Here is a 22,720-nt window from a genome sequence, read left to right as displayed (position 1 = left end):
GGTGAACACTGTCAGCAAAACTAACTCATTTCTTTAGGTCATAATTCAATCAAGGGTGATCCAATGGCAATTACATATCAAAAAAATCACGATCATGGGAATTCAATTTCTAAAGTAGAAGCAGTAGAAAAAGTTAAAGAAGTTGATTTAATTGGTGATTATAATCAAGAAACATCAGAAGCGATCGCACAAGCTTTTAGAGACTGGCGACAACAGTTACAGGACATCATCGTCAATATGCGTCAGGCGAATGACTTAGATGCAGTCTTAAAGGCGACGGTGGAGAAAGTTCGGGAGAAGCTAAGATGCGATCGCGTCTTTATTTATCAATTCAATTCTGTGGATGCTGGTACAGTTTTAGCAGAATCTAGGGCTTTGGGCTGGACACCTACTTTGGGTGAAGTTCTTCCAGGAATTATGTTTGGTTTACATAGTAATCACGAATATGTAGAACCAGTAGCCATTGACGAGAGCAATCAAATACAACTCACTCACTATCAAAAGCAACTGCTAGATAAATTTCAGATTCAGACTAGCTTAAGCGTACCCATAATTGTTGAAGGTAAAGTCTGGGGCATACTAGCTGTTAATAGTTGTACTGATACTAGACATTGGCAAGAAGTAGAAGCGACGCTCTTATTTCAAGTCACCACGGAATTAACCTATCGAGTACAGGTATTTGAAGTTCATAAAGAATCCCAACTCCAGGAACATTCTAAAAGATCATTAAGCAAAGTCATCGATAAAATTCTGCGGTTGTCAAACATTGATAAAATTTCTCAAGTTGCTACTCAAGAAGTCCGACAATTATTGAAATGCGATCGCGTCAGTCTCTATAAATTTCATCCAGACTGGAGTGGGGAATATATAGCTGAGTCGGTAGGTAATGGTTGGGTAAAACTAGTAGGCCCAGGAATCAGAACAATTTGGGAAGATACTTATCTCCAAGAAACCCAAGGTGGACGTTATCGCCATAATGAATCTTCTATAATTCATGATGTCTACAAATCAACTCATTCGCCTTGCCATTTAGATGTTTTAGAACAATTTGAAGTCAAAGCCTACGTAATTATTCCTGTATTTACAGGGGAGAAATTATGGGGTTTATTGGCAGTTTATCAAAATACAGGCCCTCGGAATTGGCAAGATTGGGAAGTCAGATTTTTAAGTCAGATTGGTTTGCAACTGGGTGTTTCTATTGCTTATGCAGAATCTCTAGAACAAATGCAGATGCAATCTGAGCAAATAGTGCAAATTGCGGAAAAAGAAAAAGCTTTTACCAAGATAGTGAACCGCATTCGCCAAGCTCAAGATGTAGAAAGTATTTTTAGAACTACTACCCAGGAAGTACGGCAATTTCTCAAATGCGATCGCATGGGTGTTTATCAGTTCCTTCCAGAAGTAGGCGGGAAATTTGTCGCTGAGTCAGTTGGTCACGGTTGGACACCATTTATCGGCACGGAAATCAGTGATACTTTCCTTAAAGATACTGAATCATGTGATTATTTTACAGGTAGGAATTGCGTTGTTAATGATATTTACACCGCAGGGTTTAATCCTTGTCATCTAGAACTATTGGGTTCATTAGAAGCTAGGGCATACGTCATAGTTCCGATTATGTTGCAAGAGGAATTATGGGGTTTACTAGCAATTTATCAGAACTCTGGAACCCGTGAGTGGCAAGAGTGGGAAATCGCCTTTTTAAACCAGATTTCTTCACAATTTAGTATTGCAAAATCACAATTAGAGTATTTACAACAGTTACAGTTCAAATCTGAGCAGCTGGCTCAAGTTGCAGAAAAAGAAAAAGCCTTCACCAAAATCGTTAACCGCATCCGTCAAGCCAAAGATGTAGAAAGTATTTTCAGAACTACAACTCAAGAAATTCGCCAATTTCTCAAGTGCGATCGCGCTGCGGTTTATCATTTTGATGCCGATTGTTGGGGAGGCAAATTTATCGCTGAATCTGTAAGTCAAGGTTGGACAAAGCTAGTTACCTCAGAGGTAAAAACTGTTCTTAACGATACCTTCCTCCAAGAGCAGCAAGGCGGGAAGTTTATCCGGGGTGAATATTCTGTTGTCAATGATATCTATCATGCAGGTTTTCAACCTTGCCATATAGAAATCTTAGAAACATTTGATGCGAAGGCTTACATCATAGTCCCGATTTTCTTTAGTGACCGACTGTGGGGTTTATTGGCAGTTTACCAAAATTCTGGGCCTCGCGAATGGCAAGACTGGGAAGCCGGTTTCTTAAATCAAATTGCCTCACAATTTAGTCTAGCTAAATCGCAGTTAGATTATCTAGAAGAGGTGAGACAAAAAACTGAAAAATTAACTCAGATTACAGAACAGGAAAAAGCCTTTACTAAGATAGTCAACCGTATCCGACAAGCTTTAGAGTTGGAAGAAATTTTCAAAATTAGTACCCAAGATGTCAGGCAATTATTGAAATGCGATCGCGTAGTTGTTTTTCGCTTTAATCCTGACTGGAGTGGGTTATTTGTGGCTGAGTCTGTTGGTCATAATTGGGTGAAATTAGTCGGCCCTGATATCAAAACCGTTTGGGAAGATACCTTCCTTCAAGAAACGCAAGGGGGTCGCTATGTCAAGGGTGAAAGTTTTGTGGTGAATGATATCTATCAAACAGGCCATGCTCCCTGCCACCTAGAGATTTTAGAGCAGTTTGAAGCTAGAGCCTATGTGATAGTGCCGATTTTCTTTGGGGACAAATTGTGGGGACTATTTGCCGCCTATCAGAATTCCGGTACACGCGAGTGGGAAGAATCGGAAGTGGGTTTGTTAGCGAGAATTGGCGACCAATTAGGATTAGCTTTACAACAAACCGAATATTTGCAAAAACTCCAAACCCAATCAGCTCAACTAGCAGAAGCAGCAGCACGAGATAAAGCTGCTAAAGAATTACTGCAACAACGTTCCATTCAGCTACTAACGGCAGTTAGACCAGCCCTCAACGGTGATTTAACAGTACGCGCGCCTATTACGGAAGATGAACTGGGGACAATTGCCGATGCTTATAACAATACTCTGCAAGCACTACGGCAAATCGTATTGCAAGTACAAACATCTGCCCAAAAAGTTGCCCAAACTTCCAGTACCAGTAATGCTTCCCTCGCAGGACTGAATCATTTAGCTCAACAACAATCTGACGAAATCAATCTGGCGTTGAGTGAAATTCAACAGATGCTGAATGCTACCCAAGCCGTGGTAGGTAGTGCGGAATTGGTGCAAGTAGCAGTCACACAAGCCAACCAAACTGTTGAGGCTGGCGATGCGGCGATGAATCAGACTGTGCAAGCAATTCAAGCAATTCGTGAAACTGTGGCTAAAACTAGCAAGAAGATTAAACGTCTGGGTGAGTCTTCACAAAAAATTTCCAAGGTGGTGAATTTGATTAGTAACTTTGCTACTCAAACCAACGTACTAGCTTTGAACGCTGCCATTGAAGCTACACGCGCTGGAGAGTATGGTAAAGGCTTTGCGGTGGTGGCGGATGAAGTGCGTTCTTTATCTCGCCAATCTGCCGCCGCCACTATTGAAATTGAAAAGTTAGTCCAAGAGATTCAAGAGGAAACTGGGGAAGTTGCAGTAGCAATGGAAACTGGTATTCAGCAGGTGGTAGAAGGTACAAATTTCGTTAATGAAACTCGACAAAACTTAAATGCGATCGTGGCTGCCACTGCGGAAATTAGTCAACTCATTAACCAAATTACTGATGCGACTCAAAAACAAATGGGGCAGTCAGTATCTGTAACTAATTCCATGAAAGATGTTGCAGAAATTGCTACCCAAACTTTTGGTGAATCTCAAGAAATAGCAGCTGTTTTCCAGGATTTATCTCACATGGCACAAGATTTATTAACAACTGCTAGTAAGTTCAAAGTTAGTTAAATGCAGTAGGAGGCTAAATGATTTTAGATTTGAGATGGGGAAATAAAAATACAACTTTAAAATCACAAATCTAAAATTCCAAGGTCAAGAGGCAAGAAGGATAGACCGTTAAGAGGAGATTGATCACTCCTCTTAATGCTTGACTTCAACTTTTCCACCCCTTACACCCTAAACCATTACACCCTTAAAGTTATGATTACAGATGCCGAAATTCGTGAACAGGGGTATATTTATTTCCTTGCAGAAGCCCCTGATTTATTACAAACTATTGAACAAGAACTGTTGAATTTATCAGAAAGTCACAGCACCACTAAAGTGCATAGCCTAATGCGAGCTACGCACACAATTAAAGGGGGAGCAGCTACTGTTGGCTTAGAATTAATTAATAAAATTGCCCACTATTTAGAAGATGTTTTTAAGTCTTTATACAATCCAGATATTATCATAGATTTTGATTTAAATACACTTTTATATCAAGCTTATGAATGTTTAAATTTAGCGTTAAGCTCAGAAATCAATGGTCATGTAATCAATGACCAGGAAATTTTACAAAGAGCTACTGATATATTTACTCAAATTCAGAGTAAGCTAGGAGATAAATTCGGAGAAAATACTCATATTCCAACTTCTCAAGAATTAGGATTTGATATTGTTAAATCTATATTTGAAAGCGGAGTCAAACAGCGTTTAGAAAAAATTAGTAATGCCATTAGCAATATTGCAGACAGTCTAGAATTAAGAGACTTTTTAAATGGTGAAGCTGAAGTTTTTCTGGGATTAGGGGAATCTTTAAACTTACCAGGTTTTGGCGAAATTGCTCAAGCGATTTTGCAAGCATTACAAGCTAATCCTCAACAAGCCAATCAAATTGCCAAGATTGCTTTAGCTGATTTACAGCAAGCACAAAAAGATGTGTTGGCAGGCGATCGCTCTCGCGGTGGTAATCCTTCTCATGATTTAATTAAGCTGACATCCCCAGCTACAGAAACTCTCAACCTCCAATTTTTGAGTTTAGATCAGGAATTTTATCAATTTTTAATTACAGGTAATAATCAACCTAATAATTGTGTTCAACCTGCAACTGCTAAATTTTATTTAAAGGTTTTACATTATATATTTGGTTGGTTCAATCATGAAAGAGATATACCCGTTTCAGAAATGTATCTGGATATGTTAATTTCCAATCAAGAAGATGAAACCTATCTCAATTATGTGGAAAGCTGGTTAAATAAATTCTTAGATTTCATTCGTGAGGATCATGATAGTGATAGCCTTTGTCTATATCGTCAAGGCATCATTTTAATTATTATTATGGCTGTAGCTAAATTTCAATATTTTCAACAAAAATCTGAGAATCGGTTGGCATTTATTAAAGCTCTCCAAAATAAAATTAGTATATTAGCCGCAGAATATAAAAAACATTCCCCTGTCAATTCCCAAGCCAAAAACTGGTCTGATAGTCCCAAGCTACAGGGATTACTAATTGTTAAGCAAATACCAAAAATAACTACTAATGTAGACTCTAATCTATTAGAGTCAATCTGGGGAGGGGAAAACAAACTAGAACCAGCAGATGAACAAGAAGAAGCACCATCAGCAACACAAAATATTAATCAAGCCTTAGCTAATATTCAAGAAGTCAATACAGAGATTACAGAACGAGTAATTGATGCTGTCAATGAATCACCATCAGAAAAATCTCAGATTACTCATAATAAAAAGAACCAATCTAATTCTTTTGTGCGCGTAGGAGTCGAAGGATTACAACGCATTAACTATTTGGCTGGAGAAATATTAGTTTATCAAAAACGGCGCACCTTAAGTGATGAACAACTACAAGAGATTCTCGATAGATTATCTGAGCAATTAAGTAGACACCAAGAAACCTTAAATCAATTACGTGATTTACCTTTACAGATGCAGAGTTTTTTATCCCATAACACACAAAACTTTGCATCTGTGAAATTTGATTCATTAGAAATGGATGTTTATACGGAATTTCATCTCAATTTGCATGAGGCGTTAGAAGAAACACTGCAATTGCAAGAAACGACAGAATCAATAGACTTACTATTAAAACAAGCCAGCCAAATTAGTGATAAAAAACACAGTTTAGCTTTAAATTTGCTAGATAATTTAGTTACCGCCAGAATGTTACCTTTTGGTAATATCTTGAATCGCTTTCCTCAGATGGTGAAGCAACTGGGTAATGTCTATCAAAAACAGGTGGAATTGCGATTAACTGGTACAGGATTACTCATAGATAAGGCGATCGCAGAAAAAATCTATGACCCCATACTACAATTAGTGCGTAATGCTTTTGATCACGGTATCGAGTCGCCACAGGTTCGTCAAGCCAAAGGGAAACCAGAACTAGGTATCATTGAAATTCGCGCCTACCATCAAGGTAGTCAAACAGTGATTGAAGTCCGCGATGATGGACAGGGATTAAATTTAGAGAAAATTCAGAAAAAAGCTGACGCACTTAATCTGCGTCCACAAAATGCTCAATGGGATGAGTCTGATTTGTTAGATGTCATGTTTACACCCGGATTTTCCACTGCTGATCAGGTAAGTGAAATCTCTGGACGAGGAATGGGATTAGATATTGTGCGTTCTCAACTACAAAACTTGAACGCATCTATTGCAGTACAATCTCAACCAAATCAGGGGACAACGTTCATTTTAAAAATTCCTTTTTCTATGACTACTGACCAATTAATGTTAGTGCAGTCTGGTGGTATTGTTTACGCTTTACTATTAGACAGTATCGAGAAAATTGTGATTCCTTCACAACAACAAATTCAAGAGTTTGAAGATAAAAGAGTATTACATTGGCACTCAGATGATGATGAAACTCTTCTGAGTCTTTATCAATTATCAGATTTAATGTCCTACAATAGTTCCTTAAATCAGAATGTTAGTATTCAGCATTTATTGGCTGAGGATAACACAGAAGTTATGAATAATCCTGTGTTATTACTTAAACATCATCATGGAATGTTTGCCTTAGAAGTTGACCAAATTATTGGTGAACAAGAACTAGTAATTAGACCTGTAGGAAATGCGATCGCACCACCAAAATATATTTATGGTTGCACTAGTTTGGCTAATGGAAATCTCATATTAGTGATTGATGGTGCTTTATTATTACAGTCTGTTGAGATGCAGGCTACATTGGATGTAGGGACATTACCAGCAAGTAATACTCATAATAATATATCTTTGCCATCATCAGACTCTAACCTGAAATCAACGCCATTATTAACTGCTTCTCAACCTAAAAATAATCAAGAAGAGCCACCTAGTCAATATGTGGAAGCACAGAAAAAATCACAAGGACTAATTCTAGTAGTCGATGATGCCATTAGTCTACGGCAAACTGTTTCTTTAACCCTGCAAAAATCTGGTTATCAAGTCATACAAGCTCAACATGGTATAGAAGCTTTAGAGCAATTACAAAAATATCCCCAAATCCAAGTTGTAATTTCAGACTTAGAAATGCCGCGAATGAATGGTTTTGAGTTGCTAACTCATATTCGTAATCAGCCAAAATTTGCCAAGCTACCAGTAGCTATTCTGACCTCTCGTAGTGCAGAGAAACATCGACAACTAGCTCAAGAATTAGGCGCGCAAGGTTACTTAACTAAACCATATTTAGAGCATGAATTGCTAGCGACTGTTGAGCGACTGATAAATGCAGAAATAACCAATGTCAATCACTTGACTACTGTTTAATTGCTCAACTGCAAAAATCACCCATCTTGTAATTGTAAAAAATTTGTGATTTCTGCGATCGGCACAGGATGGGAGAATAAGTAACCCTGGCCAAATTCACAACCAAATTTCTGTAAATCTTCTAATTGGATTTGTGTTTCAATTCCTTCAGCTACTACGGTAATCCCTAAAGAATTAGCAAAATTAATTAGAGTCTGGACGAGTGCCGCAGACTCTACACTAACATTGACATTTTTGGTAAATGAACGATCTATTTTGAGAGTATCAACAGGAAATGTATACAATTGGCTAAAACAAGAATATCCAGTGCCAAAGTCATCTATACAGAGTTTGACCCCTAGATTATGAATTTTGTCCATAACTTGAGTAACAGTGTGGGAACCTTTGATCAGAGCATTTTCTGTTACTTCTAATCTAATAGCCGAAGGGGATATATGATATTCTGCTAGAATTTGTTGAATTTTTTCTACTAAATCTAAGTGCTGTAATTGTGCGGCAGCTATATTAATATGAATTACTAAGGATTCAGCACATTTAAATTTTTTTTGCCACTGATGTAGTTGTTGACAAGCTAACTTTAATGCTAGTAAATCTAGAGAAGGTACTATCCCACTTTCTTCGGCAATTGTAATAAATTTATCTGGTGAAATTAGTCCTCTTTGTGGGTGTTGCCATTGAATTAATGCTTCTAAACCGACTATTTTCTGAGAAGATAAACACAATATAGGTTGATAGTAAAGGCAAAACTCGCTTTTTTCTATACTTTGACGGAGTTCACTTTCTAGTTGAATCCGCTTTAAGGTTTGTAACTGCATTTCATTGGTAAAGACTATGTAGCAACCTTTACCAGCACGTTTAGCTTGATACATTGCAGCATCAGCATCTCTGAGGATATCTGTTGGCTGCTGATAATTTAGTGTAGAAGGTAAAATACCAATACTTGCACCGATAGAAATTTGATACTTGTCAATCTCAAAAGGTGTATGTAATTCTTGGAGGATCGCACTAGCAATGATTTCGACTGAGTGAATTCCATCGTGGTTGTTCAGGAAAATTAAAAACTCATCACCACTCAATCGCACAATTTTATGTGAGACTGCAATACAGTTCTTCAATCTTTTAGCAACTTGTTGCAGTAATTTATCACCTACTATATGTCCTAGATGGTCATTGACACTCTTGAAATGGTCTAGGTCTAAGAATAAAATTGCTTGTCCTATTTGTGGCTGCTGTTTTGCAAATATTTCTGATAAATACTGCATTAACCAAGCACGATTAAATAAGCCTGTTAATGAATCATGAAAAGCTTCATAGGTAAGTTTTTCTTCTCTTAGTTGTATTTCATTGAGTACCAATGTCAGTCCTTGAGTCCGTTCAATTACCTTCTGCTCTAAATCTTGATTAAGCTGATATAACTTGGCTTCTACAGTTTGACGAGCAATAATTTCTTGTTGTAGTTGGGTATTACTTTCATGGAGAGAACGAGTTAAATTTAGCAGTCGCAGGTTCAAGCGGATACGAATTAAAACTTCTATTGGTAAAAATGGTTTGGTAATATAGTCAACTGATTCTAAATTTACTTGTGCTAGTCTATTTTGATTTTCGTTTCTAGCAATCATTAATATAACTGGAATTTTATCCAATACTGGCTGAGTTTTAATGCGACGACAAAGTTCAAAGCCATCCACTCCAGACATCATCCCTGCTGCCAAAATTAAGTCAGGCGTAATTTGACCAAGTTTTTGCCAAGCATCTTGTCCACTATTAGCTGTTGCAACTCGAAATCCTGAGTCTGTTAATAAAGTGGACAGAACTCCTAAATTTTCTAGATCATCATCCACAATTAAAATCAGTGCTACTGGCTCTGTTTGCATATATTTATGTATAAAACTCTTAACTTTTGTGCAACGCTTCTAGGACTTGCGTATTAACAGAGTGATAAATAATGGCTTCACTATTATTTTGCACTGATCAGGACAAACTTAAAACAAGAGGACAATAATGAGCAAGATTGAGATATTCATTGCTTTTCCTAAAAGTATGATTATTTGATTGATCCAGTTACTTACAATACATCTATATAAATACTACAAGAAGAGAATTATCATTTCCAGATGTAGCGAAGGAATTATTGTAAAATTTATATTTCTAAAACTTAAAGATTTACCGTATTTAAAAGTTAAGCGGTACTAAGATAATCATCCGATATGATTACTAAAATTACGCACTTAAACAGGGAACTAAAAACTGGAAATAACGTTGTGCAAATATCAAATATCAGACCGATACAATCATAGGTCTTGAATGTATTTCTACCAAAAATTACTATTGGTAAATTTCTCTATTAATCTTCATAACTTATCACTGATCGTTTGCGTCAAACTGAATCTTCATTAAGGCTTTAAAACTTTGGGTAAGAAACAGAAAAAATATTCTACTAAAGAGGAAATACACAAGTTTAATGTATGGTTTTTAACAAGCCATCATTTCCTAACCTTGAATTTACTGGAAAATACTGGGTTGTCAGTAATTTTTTGAGCTAGTTGTTTTGTAAAACTCAATGCCTAATTTTCTGGGAGACATCAGAAACATCAAGTTTCATCAGTCTCTTCCGCTAATTAGGATGCCCTAATTTCTCCAAACAAAGAAATTAAAAGTATGTATTTACTTAATTTACTGACAAAGTTTTATTTGTATAAGAGATTTTGCGATGACTCTGATTTAAAATTTTACCGATAGCCGTAAATTTATTACTTAACAACGACTTGAACAAAGTATAAATAGTAGCTAAAACGGCTATTAAGCTAGGGAAATATGTATTTACTAAAACAGCTAGAAAATCAACCTAAATTTACCTCGATTCTCATCAGTATGTTGATGCTGGTAGTTATAAGTGTAATTGACTACTTGGTATCTACAGAAATTTCTGTGTCGTTTTTATATTTAATACCTGTTGGGATTTCTACATGGTGTACTGATAAATACATAAGCTTGTTAATTATATTGGCTAGCGACCTCATTAATCTCATCTTCAGCCAAATGAAGAATAAATACCATTTAAATCCTGCCAATTATTATTGGAATGCCCTGACAATGCTGGTGTTTTTCTTATTTACTAATTTTCTATTATTGGAGTTTAAAAACAATTTGAAATCGTTGGAAGAATTAGCACAAAAAGATAATTTGACTGGCTTGAATAACCGCAGATTTTTTATGGAAATAGTTAATAATGAGATTGTGAAATCTGTGCGATATCAAGAACCTCTAACGTTGGCTTATTTTGATATAGATGACTTTAAAAAAATCAATGATCAGTATGGACATACGGCTGGCGATCGCTTATTACAATTAGTAGCTACTCAAGCTACAGTAACTTTGCGTAAAAGTGATGTGATTGCGAGAATTGGCGGCGATGAATTTGCGATTTTATTACCACGCACTGGTTATGAAGCATCAGAAGTAGTGTTGCATAGGTTAAAAACAATGCTTGTCATGTCTATGCAGCAGGAAGGACTATCAGTCACTGTCAGCATCGGTGCGATTACTTTTTATCATCCGCCGCAATCGGTGAACGAAATTCTAGAGCAAGCTGATACTTTAATGTACGTGGCGAAAAAGAAAGGTAAAAACCTATTGCAACATGAGTTATCAAAACACCCTGCTATATGAAATTAATAAAAAACCCCGGCAATTTTACCGAGGTGATTAGGAGAAGTCCAAATGTCAATGGAAGATACCGATACCGAATTCAGCTTTTATGAGCTAACTAAACAAAAAACGTTACTAGTAGTGATGAAGACTGAGTTGATAACCCTTTCTACTCGGCCTTTTGTCTCTCACTGTTTAACCATGATGAGCAATTCAGTGAGGCTTAGTGTTTGGTTGGTTAGATCAGCTTATTGCCTTATATAAATAAATGTAACAAATTTGTAACGATTTGGTCAACTATTGTTGACACAAAAAAGTAAATATTTAATATAAATTTTTATTATATGTATTATTTTTACTATATTTTTCTACGAAAGTTTGGTGTTATGGGTGGTGCTTGTATAGGTCTAAGTCTTATAAATTGGTCTATTTGGGGTTATCTTTTCACATTTAAGGAAAACACATAAAAGTATAAAATTTAGCTGTTATTTAAGTAGGGGAAAAGACCATCAGATTTTCCCCCATCTATGAACTTTCATTTCTCCATTGAAATTAATCCTGGAGGAATATCTCGGACTATGCGAAAAGGGAAGACTGGGGTGGAAGCAGCCTGAGCATAATCTGGAGTCAGGAAAACCTGATAAGTATCAGCTTCTGGGGTGAGTTGTGCTGCCATTGCTAGCGCGATCGCCTTGACAAATTTTCGTACATCAGCAGCCTGTTCACCGACAATTTCGCCACCGCTTAAAGCCGTATTGGGTTGATCTGCTTGGTCTAAAGTGGTGCTGGGGTCTTTGACACTTAAATGAGTTCCACCAATCACACCTGCTAACCATTTAGGAGCAGAAATCTTGCTAAATCCTATAACTTGTTCTGTTAAAGCTGGTGTGCTTTTATCTGCGGAACTCGCCAAAATTAACGTCGGGACTTGGACTTTAGTTAAACCCGTTTCACCAAAAATTCGTGAAGTTGTGGGACTCAAAGCCATAACTTGTTTAACTCGATTATCCCGCAGTTGATAGCTGCTTTCTGGTAGTTCTTGGGCAATACATTGGATAGTTGTCCCAACACTCAAACTCGCTAATTGATTCCGACAAGTTTGTTTGAGTCCGGCTGTTTGAAATTCACCACCCGCTAGTGCGAGAGCTGTCGCGCCACCAAAAGAATAACCTACAACCATGACATTATCGGTGGCTATTCTGCCAGCTAGAGGAGTTTTTGCGGTTTGATTGTACTTGGTGAACTCATCTAAAACAAAACTAATATCTTGGGGACGGTTTAAAAATTCTTGGGGTTCAACAATTCTGGTTTTACCTTTAAGAGCTAAATTAACATGATTTTGATTACTACCAGGATGTTCTATAGCTGCAACTATATAACCATGAGAAGCTAGATGTTCTGCTAAGTAACGTAACTCTGTGCGAACTGACCCCAAACCATGAGTAAATACAATTAGTGGTTTAGTGGACTCCGCAGCAGTTGACCAATAAATATCAACAGGGATTTTGCGGTTGTGTTTTTGATCATTTAAATTCCAGTTCTCAACCTGTACATTCGCCTTACCTGGTTGGCTGGGGTCAAAGGGTAAATTAATTTGGGAAGCTTGAGGCGCAAGTTGGGGAGACAGGGAAAGCATTAATTGTTGGGTACGCCAAAAATCATTATTCAAACTGCCCATGACAGTCACAGCTTGGGGTAAATTAATTTCCAAACGTTGACTTGGATAAGCTGCAATAAAACTCAGCACAGATAAGCCTTGGGGAGAATTTGCACCTAGAACTAAAGCTGCTCTCAAAGCATTTGCACCTGCTTTATCCTTGCGCGCTAAGGCTGTAGAGAGGTCATTGAGAATAGTTGTACCAATTTGGGTATTGAGTAATCTACTGAGAGTCACCACATTCAGAGGTACTCTCATTCTCAGCGTCCCCAAAAGGGAGCGACGTTGCTCTTTTGATAATCGTTTGGTTAACCAGTCTAGACTGCGAGGGAATTCCCCAGTTGTAGCGGCGGTTTGTAAATCCGCTAGGGGAACAGATTCTGCAAACAAACCATAACGCACCACCACTGTATCAGCTGCCTGTGCAGAGGTGTTTAACCCAAAAAATTGGCTCAGAGTCAGCGCGCTCAAGCAACCAGCAATCAGGCTGAGATTTTTTCCCCTTCTTCCCATAAACATCCTCACCAATAGCTACCAAGGGGAATATAGCGGATATTGGTGTATTTAGCTACTGTTGACTAGGAAAATGCCAAGAACGACACTCAAGCTACATTATTAAATGGAAATTTAGGTATCTGATGGTGAACTAAAACCGAATTTATCTCAAACTACTGGATTTTAGGAGCATTGAGGTAGGCTTGGGGATTCTGAGGATCGAATTCTAAACCGTTAAAGAATTTTTCTACACCCCGTGAGGTGCTGGGGGGGATAGCGTTTGCTTGTCCGATGAGTGTAGCAGCTTCTCGCCATAAGTCTTCCCGATTGACTGCATTGATCACGGGTTGGGGGTCAAAATCCTGGGGACGATTACCCCAGCGCATATCTTCGATAAAGAACCACAAATCATGACTTTTATAGGGATAGGAGGCATTTTCCCGCCAGAATTTAATCATATGGGGGCTATTTTCGACTATACGGCCTGTGCCGTAGTCGAACTTACCCATGAGGCGATCGCGCAAAAATTCGCTAGGGATACCTATCCATTGACGTTGTGATAAGATTTCAAATAATTCTGGCTTATTTTCGGGGCGATCGCACCACATCTGCGCCTCTAAAACTGCCGCTAATAAAGCTTTTGCAGCTTTAGGATATTTATCTACAAATTCTGCACGCACGCCAAAGGCTTTTTCTGGATGATTATTCCATAACTCGCCACTAGTGACGGTAGAATAACCAATGCCTTTTTTAATTAAACGATGATGCCAAGGATCTACCACACAAAAAGCTTCCATTGAACCACCCCGCATATTAGCTACCATCTGTGGCGGTGGAACTACAATCAACGATACATCTCTATCGGGGTCAATACCCCCATGCGCTAACCACCAGCGCATAAAAAAGTCACCAGTTACCCGGCGGTAAGGTACTGCACAACGCACATTTTCCCCACTCAAACTTTTTTTAGCAAATATCGATTTGAGGGGAGAACTATCTAGCCCAAGTTTTAAATCTTTATAAGCATTAGTAACAGAAATACCCTGCCCGTTAACATTCATCCGCGCCAAAATGTGCATTGGGATTTTGCGTCCATAGCTAATTTCTCCAGTAGCCATTAAATGCACCATTGGAAACAGCAAATGCGCCCCGTCTAATCCTTCATTACCTGAACCTAACATCATTTTATCGCGGATAATTGCCCAAGATGGTTGTCTTAAAACTTCTACATTAGGCATTCCATGTTTAGCAAAAAAGCCCTTTGCTTTAGCCACAATTAAAGGACAACAACTAGTCACAGGGACGAAGCCCAGTTTCGCGCCTTTGACTTCTGGTGTATCACCATTAGCAGCATACAGACTTGTAGGAGATGGAACAGCAGTAGAGCGATGTGTCAAAGTTGTAGATAAAAATGCTGCACTACTAGCTGCTAGAAAATTTCTTCTAGTAAATTTCGTCATACATCAACAATTAATTAAAATATAGGTACTAGAAAATAAAGGTAAAAGTTTATGTTAACTTTTTACCTTTTGCCTTTTGCCTTTTTAGTCTGCTTCAAGCCACAGACTTCAAACTGGGTATTTTTTCAGCTTCTTGATATTGAACTTGCTGCTGATGATGTAAGAAATTCAGTAATTCGTGGCGCAGTTCATGATACAGGGGATGATCGATAATCTCCGAAGGAACGCGAGAACGACCAAAGGGGATATCGACAATTTGACCAATATGAGCAGCAGGGCCATTAGTTAACATCACCACGCGATCAGAAAGTAAAAGTGCTTCATCCACATCATGAGTCACCATAATAGTTGTGATATGAGCTTGATTACAAATCTGCATCAATTCTGCTTGTAAAGATTTGCGGGTGAGTGCATCTAAAGCCCCAAAAGGTTCATCTAACAGTAATAGTTTTGGTTTAATAGCTAAAGCACGGGCGAGGGCGACTCGTTGCTTCATTCCCCCGGAAAGTTGTCCTGGTTTTTTCCGTACTGCATCTTTTAAACCTACCATTTCTAAGTGAGTAGAAACAATGCGATCGCGTTCCACTTTTGGCTTATGCGATAACACTTTATCCACCGCTAAAGCCACATTATCCCAAGCACTTAACCACGGTAACAGCGAATAGTTTTGAAACACCATCATACGTTCCGCACCTGGTTTTTTCACCCGTGTACCATCTACTTCCACATAACCACTAGAAGCCTTTTCCATCCCTGAAATGATATTTAGTAAAGTAGACTTACCACAGCCAGAATGACCAATCAGAGAAATAAAATCTCCTTGCTGAATTTCTAAGTAAATATCTTTGAGAATACTATTTTTCTCTCCATTGGGTGCAGGATATTCCTTATTGACACCGTGAATAGCAACAAAATTCTGCATATGGATTCTCCTAGTATTGGGGATTGGGGATTGGGGACTGGGGATTGGGGATTGGGGAGACAAGGTAGCAGGGGAGACAAGGTAGCAGGGGAGAAGAAACTAATGACTGATGACTAATGACTATTGACTAATGACTATTGACTATTCCTGTGGCGTAACTTTGAAAGCAATGTAAGACATAATTTTGTCTAGAATTAAACCTACGACACCTAAATATATAATCGCTAATATAATCTCACTGATGTTTGAATTGTTGTAAGCATTCACAATGAAAAATCCTAGTCCATCATCAGAAAGGAGCATTTCGGCTGCAACTACAGCTAACCACGAAAGACCAATCGCTATTCTCAAACCCGTGAAAATATATGGTAGTGTTGCTGGAATTAAAACTTTGTAAAAATTCTCAAAGAATGAGAGTTCTAATATTTTGGAGACGTTAGTGTAATCTTTAGGAACCATCTTGACTCCCAAGGCGGTATTAATAATAATTGGCCAAATGGCAGTAATAGTGATTACGAAAATAGCTGATGGATTAGGTTTGAGAAATATCGCCTGCGCTAGTGGTAGCCACGCTAGAGGCGCAACGGGACGCAAAATTTGAATTATGGGGTCTATCGCATCTCTTAAAAATTTATTGAGGCTAATCAAAAAGCCAATAGGAATCCCAATTAATACAGCTATCAAATAGCCAAACATCACACGTTTAAGACTAGCTAAAATCAACCAGAATAAACCTTTGTTTAAGCCTCCCTTATTAAAAAAAGGATTAATAATTAACTCCCACGTATTGCTAACAACTTCCAAAGGAGAAGGTAAAGACGTATCAGGAGCAAGGCTCATTAAATGCCACAATATTAAAATGCTGGTAATACCGCATACAGGGGCAAAAATTCGCTGGGAGATTCTCAACAATAATTGTTTGGTTTTTTGATTTTGAGCTAGTGGTCTTGGGGAGGATGTTACCATATGGTTAAATTCCCTGAATTTACTGGCCATTAAAATTAACAACAATCTTGGCATTTTTAACTACAAACGGCAATGCTTGATAAATATTCTTGCCAGTGTTCATAGTTTCTAAGTATCAGATATAGGAACCTTATTTGAGAAATATAATGATTTTACTGAAGTAGGTAAATCTGAATGAGAAAAAGGGGATGTGTAAATAAGAAAATCAGAGTTTGCATCAGTGTTTTCATCCATCAAATTATAGTTTCTATATGTGGTTATTTTGGAGACGAATTGATTCGTTTTATTTATCAGAGATTACTAGGTAATATATGCAGGTGATTGACAGATGATTGTGTGTCACGGAATTTATGTCAGTTAGTCTGTTAGGGATTTCTACAAGAGCGTGGGTTATTTTTCCTAACAGCAACCCAAAAGTTATCTCGGCATTTACCGAAATATCTGACACATCAGAATATAAAGCCGAAACCTATGATGGTGATACTGTAGGATTGGCGTAAGAGTTTATACTTAAAATATTACGTCTTATGTAAGGTGGAGTAGTAAACAAGAAAAATTTACGTTATTTTTGCGTAAGTCCTGTTATCGATAAATTGCTCTATTTACTACCTAAAGGATATCTGTATATTTTTGATATTAATTCTTCATGTATATTATTTAAGTATGATCGGTATATATATTGCGTATTTACACTCAAATAGACCACAAAATAATCTTATTGATAAATCTATTTTTCAGAGAAAAAAGATAAAAATATACCAAAAAATACTCTGTTAGCTTCAGTATTATTTTTCTTAATATTTGTATAATATTTACAGTTTTGCATATGTGGGTAATCACCAGACATATAGTAATTATGTATGAGACAACAGTGAAGGCATAAGCGATCGCAGAATGGTTTACTTGTAGATTTGGAAATTACTCGATATCGACTGTTTACTTAATTGTAGCTAAATTACCCCTTCTATCCTCTAGGGGTGACTGATGATGCACCCCCTCAAGAAAATCAAACTACAGGACAATCATGTTTATTCAAACACTGATCACAGACCCAGTTCTTTTTTTCCGCATAGTTGTCATTGTCATATTCTCTATTACCCTACATGAATTAGCCCACGGCTGGGCTGCCATCAGTCAGGGAGATAATACACCACAGCAAAAAGGACACCTCACTCTTAACCCTGTAGTTCATATGGGAGTAGAATCCCTGATCTTTCTTTGCTTTACAGGGATAGCTTGGGGACAAATGCCAGTTAATCCCGCTAAATTCCGCTTTCCTAAACTGAGCAATATTATCGTATCTGCGGCTGGCCCTTTGTCTAATTTAGCTTTAGGTATTTTCTTTATTATTTTAATCAAACTGTTTGCTAACTTTGATAGCCAAGGAATTTTCAGCTTTGAGTTTCTTTACTTAGCTTGTCGGATTAATTTGACATTATTTCTATTTAACCTGTTACCTATTCCTCCTCTGGATGGTTTTCATGTTTTTAGTGAAATATTTCCCCAATTAAAACCATTACAAAATACAAATTTTGGCATCTTCGCCATGATGCTTTTATTTACAGTTCCTGGAGTCGGTAGGAGTTTAGGGATGATTGCAGATTTAATGATTTCTGCAACCATTGGAGTTTAATCATTCATCTTCTTATAATCAAGGGTGCGTTACATATTTGCTAATGCACCCTATTTCTTTATCTATTGAACAACAATGAGATAAATTTCCTCAAATATTTATTTCTCAACCACAACTTGCTCACTGACATTCGTTTGTCTAGAATAATAGGCGGGTTGAACATAGATGCTAATCACATTATCACCCACTACAAAAAATTGACCAGTCTTTTCATATTTAGAAAACTGTAAATGGGGATATTTTCTAGCCAATTCCGTCGCCGTCATCGCAGGAGCAGAGATTTCTTCAGGAAGCATACCAGTAACACCAATATAAAACACTAGTGGAGAAATTTTTTCTTGATAAATCTTCTCTGCATATTGTTCTAATTTGGTTTTTGCTTCCGTTAAGGCTGTCACCATGATTTCTTTACTTACAATCTGACCAGAATATTTATCTTGTAACCACTCTCCTAAGCTGTTAGCACCCACTTTTGCTAGCATCGCCGCAACTATGCCATAATTTTCGATTCCCAAAAAATCATCAAAAATTACTTTCATGAATTCATCCACTTTAGTAATTTTGACACGCGATGACAAGAATTTATATCTCACAGCAATGTTGTCTTGCCAAGTCATTGAGCAGTTGGGCTTAGGGAAAATTTCACCGGTATCTTTGTCATAAAGCCGATACATTTTATCGAGGAATTTGTTGGCAGAATAAAATTTGCTGAGATTTAAAATGTCTTGACTACCGATGTCAATATGATAGACATCCTGTATATCAATACAGCCATCAGCTAACCCTTGTTGATGATTTTGGTATGCGTTAGTCTTGGGGAAATTGAGGTAGACATTATTAGAGATATAGTGAGTTTTCAACTCATCCATTTGTGAATCTAAAAATATATCTGATTCACCTTTAAGATGAGCATTAATAATGCTAGTAATCACCTTGATTTTTGCTAATTCATCAAATAAGCCATCAATGCTGGGATATTTAACATCGTTGGTGACTAAAGGCAATGTATCAAGTGGTAAAGTATATTCTCGATGACAATCAAATTCCTGTGAATCTAATATTTCCTTGGTTAAATCAAAAGCTTTTTTGCTGCTGATTTTGATTTTTAAGCATGGCACATTAATCTTACCATTGCTAACAATTGTGTAATTGTTGAATGTATGCAAGTCATTAACTAACAAGCCTGCTACTTCTAAAATCGGGGTTTGATCATCAGACTTTACTAGCTTAACTTGGCGTTTTACTAGCAGATTAACTGTGGCAGTATTGCGGTTAAATACAAACTTACCCATACGAACATATTCAGAATTATCGATATATTCTGTTCGCAACCAAGGTTGAATCAGATTTCCGTTGATATCTCGGACACCATAAATTTTTTTAACCCCTGTTCTTTGATAGTGTTCTTGTAAATGTTTGAGATTGATAATGATATGCTTGCTGTTAGCTGTGAGAATTTCAATAATTTTGAGCAGAGAAATCTGAACATTATTTGTCATACTGCTTCCTCGCGGATAAAAGACAATCAACTTTTAGTTGGTCGTTACAGTAGAGAACAGGGTTGTCAGTCTGTTGATAGTGAACAGATTTAAAAATCAACCACGATTTCTATATATTGCTTTTTTGTGAAAATCTGTGCCTCATGTACTTGCAATCTGCTGTTATTTCCCGAAACTTTGACTATCAGCACTAACGGGAGATTTATTTTCGTACAAGCTCACCTGTTTATAGTACAATTGTATCATAAATATGTCAACTTACACACTGGCAACAATACTTTTTTGTGTAAGTTTTGGAAATGTTAATACAGAGTAACGCAGCGAAAAGTCATTTGCATCTAGTCTTTCTATCATCTGTCAACAGATGAAAGGCTATTATCTGGTTGCCATTCTGATTTAGCGAGGCTGTAATATACAACATCGACACCGTAGTGATGAGTGTGTTTTTGATACCTCATCCCCAATTTTTCAATTACCCGCCTGGAGGCTATGTTTTCGGGACGGGCGATCGCTACTATTTGATCTAGCTGGACTGTCAAAAAACCGTACTTTAATGTTGCCTGAGATGCTTCTGTACCTAAGCCAATGTTCCAATAGGATTTATCCAATACATAGCCTAGCTCAACCTCTGGGGTGTCCTCTAAAAAACCGAGTCCACAACGACCAATCATCTTACAGCTATCCTTATGAACTACTGCCCACATCCCAAAATTGTGTTTTTCCCAATGTTGGATATGCTTAATGAGACTCTCTTGAGTTTGTTCTTGGGTTCTGAGGGATAGATGCCTCATAACTTCAGTATCAGAGTAAAGACGAAATAAGGTACCGAAGTCATCCAGCGTAAAATGCCTCAATTTTAATCTTGCAGTTTCTATCTCAGGCATAGTCACAAAACCTCATAATGTTGTCCCTAAACAAGTGTTTGCAGAATTCTAAAAATTAATATAATGCTCATCTATGAGCATCTACCAACCATCCCCCAAAACCTACAGACAAGACCGTTGGCGTAACAATGACTGGCGATTATTTCTCCGTCTAGTACCTTACGCGCGCCGTACCAGTAAATTGCTGTTCGTGGCAATTTTGCTACTATTGCCTATTGCTTTAGCTAATGCAGTACAGCCTTTATTAATTGGACAGGCTGTGTCTCTGATTCGCAATGAACCCAGCACCTACGAGTTTTTGAGGAATCGTCCCTTACTTCAAGGATTACAAATTCTGGAAGGCTTACTATTGGCGATGATTGTGCTGCGGTTAATTCTCACTGGTGTTCAAGGCTACATACTTCAGAAGATTGGACAAAATATCACCGCAGGTATTCGTCAAGATTTATTCCATCACGTTACATCCTTAGCAGTGCGGTTTTTTGACCGTACACCCGTAGGTAAGTTAGTCACTCGACTCACTAGTGATGTAGAAGTCTTAGGTGATGTATTTTCCACTGGGGCAATAGGTATTGTTTCTGATATCTTCTCAATGCTGGTAATTGTGGGTTTAATGTTTTCTATCCAGTGGCAATTGGCTTGTTTGTTACTGGTGATGTTAATCCCCATTACTTGGTTAACGATTTCCTTCCAACGAAGATATCGCAAAGCCAATTACAAAGCTAGGGAAGAACTATCAATGTTGAATTCCCAGTTACAGGAAAACGTACTGGGGATTAATGTGGTGCAGTTGTTTCGGCGAGAGAAATACAATGCCGATTTATTTCGCGCCACTAACCAACGGTATAACAAACTAGTAGATGAGACTATTTTTTACGATTCCGCCGTTTCTGCAACTTTAGAATGGATTGGGTTAATTGCGATCGCTGGAGTTCTGGGGTTGGGTGGTTGGTTACTGCTAGGAAATAACTTGACTTTCGGTACTTTATCTGCATTTGTTTTGTATGCCCAGCGATTATTTGATCCTTTGCGGGATTTTGCCGAGAAATTCACCGTGATTCAGTCTGGATTTACAGCAATGGAGCGTGTGAGTGATATTTTAGATGAACCGATAGAAATTAGCGATCGCATTAATCCTCGCATATCTGTTTTAGATGCTCAATTTGGTTACATCGATGAAATCATCGCTAATTTAGAATCTCAAGACAGTGACACTCAACCCAACTTGGGAGAAATTCGGTTTGAACACGTTTGGTTTGCCTACAAAGATGATGATTACGTCATTAGAGACTTAAACTTTGTCATTCGTCCTGGTGAAAAAATCGCCCTAGTCGGGCCGACAGGTGCAGGTAAAAGTTCAATCATTCGGCTGTTGTGTCGCCTTTATGAACCCACTCAAGGACGCATTCTGGTAGATGGTGTAGATATTCGAGAGTTACCCCAAGCCGAACTGCGGCGTTATATGGCGGTAATTTTACAAGAGGGTTTCTGTTTGCGGGTGATGTCAAAAGTAATATTACGTTGGGTGATTACTACACCTTTGAAGAAATTCAAGCGGCGGCTGAAAAAACCAATATTGCCGAATTTATTGAACAATTACCAGCTAGTTACAACACCCAATTAAGAGAACGAGGGACAAATCTTTCTAGCGGACAAAAGCAACTTTTAGCCTTTGCCCGTGCAGCCATTCGTAACCCCCCAAATCTTAGTTTTAGATGAAGCGACAGCTAGTTTAGATGTTGGCACAGAGGCATTAGTACAACAAGCATTAAATGAGTTGTTAAAAAGACGCACAGCAATTATTATTGCTCACCGTTTATCGACAATTCGCAATGTAGACAGAATTTTTGTGTTGAAGCGAGGCGAATTAATTGAAGAAGGTAGCCACGAGGAACTATTAAAAACA

General features: G+C 37.8%; 12 protein-coding genes and 1 pseudogene. 6 read left to right on the top strand and 7 right to left on the bottom strand.

Annotated features, from left to right (window positions below; translation table 11 throughout):
* The first annotated feature begins 63 nt into the window (after positions 1-63).
* Entirely contained in the window at positions 64-3,912 is a 3,849-nt protein-coding gene (locus CV014_RS17545; protein ID WP_236143202.1) for a GAF domain-containing protein, read from the top strand.
* A gap of 192 nt (positions 3,913-4,104) precedes the next feature.
* The gene (locus CV014_RS17540) at positions 4,105-7,650 is read left to right on the top strand and encodes a hybrid sensor histidine kinase/response regulator (protein ID WP_236143224.1); all 3,546 of its coding nucleotides are present in this window, start codon (positions 4,105-4,107) and stop codon (positions 7,648-7,650) included.
* A gap of 17 nt (positions 7,651-7,667) precedes the next feature.
* On the opposite strand, the gene CV014_RS17535 is transcribed toward CV014_RS17540, so the two are convergent.
* Entirely contained in the window at positions 7,668-9,524 is a 1,857-nt protein-coding gene (locus CV014_RS17535) for a GGDEF/EAL domain-containing response regulator (protein ID WP_236143201.1), read from the bottom strand.
* A 940-nt stretch (positions 9,525-10,464) separates the two neighbouring features.
* On the opposite strand from CV014_RS17535, the gene CV014_RS17530 reads away from it, so the two are divergent.
* On the top strand, positions 10,465-11,319 hold the full coding sequence (locus CV014_RS17530; protein WP_236143200.1) for a GGDEF domain-containing protein: 855 nt from the start codon (positions 10,465-10,467) through the stop codon (positions 11,317-11,319).
* 514 nt (positions 11,320-11,833) lie between these two features.
* On the opposite strand, the gene CV014_RS17525 is transcribed toward CV014_RS17530, so the two are convergent.
* The 4 genes from CV014_RS17525 to ntrB form a co-directional block, all read right to left on the bottom strand.
* The gene (locus tag CV014_RS17525; RefSeq protein ID WP_236143199.1) at positions 11,834-13,468 is read right to left on the bottom strand and encodes an alpha/beta hydrolase; all 1,635 of its coding nucleotides are present in this window, start codon (positions 13,466-13,468) and stop codon (positions 11,834-11,836) included.
* Positions 13,469-13,623: 155 nt separating this feature from the next.
* Positions 13,624-14,910 (bottom strand): CmpA/NrtA family ABC transporter substrate-binding protein, encoded by a 1,287-nt coding sequence (locus CV014_RS17520; RefSeq protein WP_236143198.1) that lies wholly within the window; start codon positions 14,908-14,910, stop codon positions 13,624-13,626.
* A 94-nt stretch (positions 14,911-15,004) separates the two neighbouring features.
* Positions 15,005-15,832 carry an ABC transporter ATP-binding protein gene (locus tag CV014_RS17515; RefSeq protein WP_236143197.1) on the bottom strand — a complete coding sequence of 276 codons (828 nt, stop codon included), beginning with the start codon at positions 15,830-15,832 and terminating at the stop codon, positions 15,005-15,007.
* Between the two features lie 141 nt (positions 15,833-15,973).
* Positions 15,974-16,798 carry a nitrate ABC transporter permease gene (ntrB, locus tag CV014_RS17510; protein WP_236143196.1) on the bottom strand — a complete coding sequence of 275 codons (825 nt, stop codon included), beginning with the start codon at positions 16,796-16,798 and terminating at the stop codon, positions 15,974-15,976.
* 350 nt (positions 16,799-17,148) lie between these two features.
* Here ntrB and CV014_RS17505 point away from each other — a divergent pair, with 350 nt between their 5' ends.
* Both CV014_RS17505 and CV014_RS17500 read left to right on the top strand, forming a co-directional pair.
* On the top strand, positions 17,149-17,298 hold the full coding sequence (locus tag CV014_RS17505) for a hypothetical protein (protein WP_236143195.1): 150 nt from the start codon (positions 17,149-17,151) through the stop codon (positions 17,296-17,298).
* A 524-nt stretch (positions 17,299-17,822) separates the two neighbouring features.
* Positions 17,823-18,431 carry a site-2 protease family protein gene (locus CV014_RS17500; RefSeq protein ID WP_236143194.1) on the top strand — a complete coding sequence of 203 codons (609 nt, stop codon included), beginning with the start codon at positions 17,823-17,825 and terminating at the stop codon, positions 18,429-18,431.
* 98 nt (positions 18,432-18,529) lie between these two features.
* On the opposite strand, the gene CV014_RS17495 is transcribed toward CV014_RS17500, so the two are convergent.
* Together CV014_RS17495 and CV014_RS17490 are read right to left on the bottom strand one after the other, a co-directional pair.
* Positions 18,530-19,930 carry a hypothetical protein gene (locus CV014_RS17495; RefSeq protein WP_236143193.1) on the bottom strand — a complete coding sequence of 467 codons (1,401 nt, stop codon included), beginning with the start codon at positions 19,928-19,930 and terminating at the stop codon, positions 18,530-18,532.
* A gap of 350 nt (positions 19,931-20,280) precedes the next feature.
* Positions 20,281-20,814 (bottom strand): GNAT family N-acetyltransferase, encoded by a 534-nt coding sequence (locus tag CV014_RS17490; RefSeq protein ID WP_236143192.1) that lies wholly within the window; start codon positions 20,812-20,814, stop codon positions 20,281-20,283.
* A gap of 73 nt (positions 20,815-20,887) precedes the next feature.
* Here CV014_RS17490 and CV014_RS17485 point away from each other — a divergent pair.
* Positions 20,888-22,720: pseudogene (locus CV014_RS17485) on the top strand (ABC transporter ATP-binding protein); the annotation flags it as partial.

Source organism: Nostoc sp. CMAA1605 (assembly GCF_021596505.1).
Classification (GTDB): Bacteria; Cyanobacteriota; Cyanobacteriia; order Cyanobacteriales; family Nostocaceae; genus Trichormus.
The sequence above is the reverse complement of the archived record's forward strand: the minus strand, read 5'-3'. Positions and strand labels throughout refer to the sequence as shown.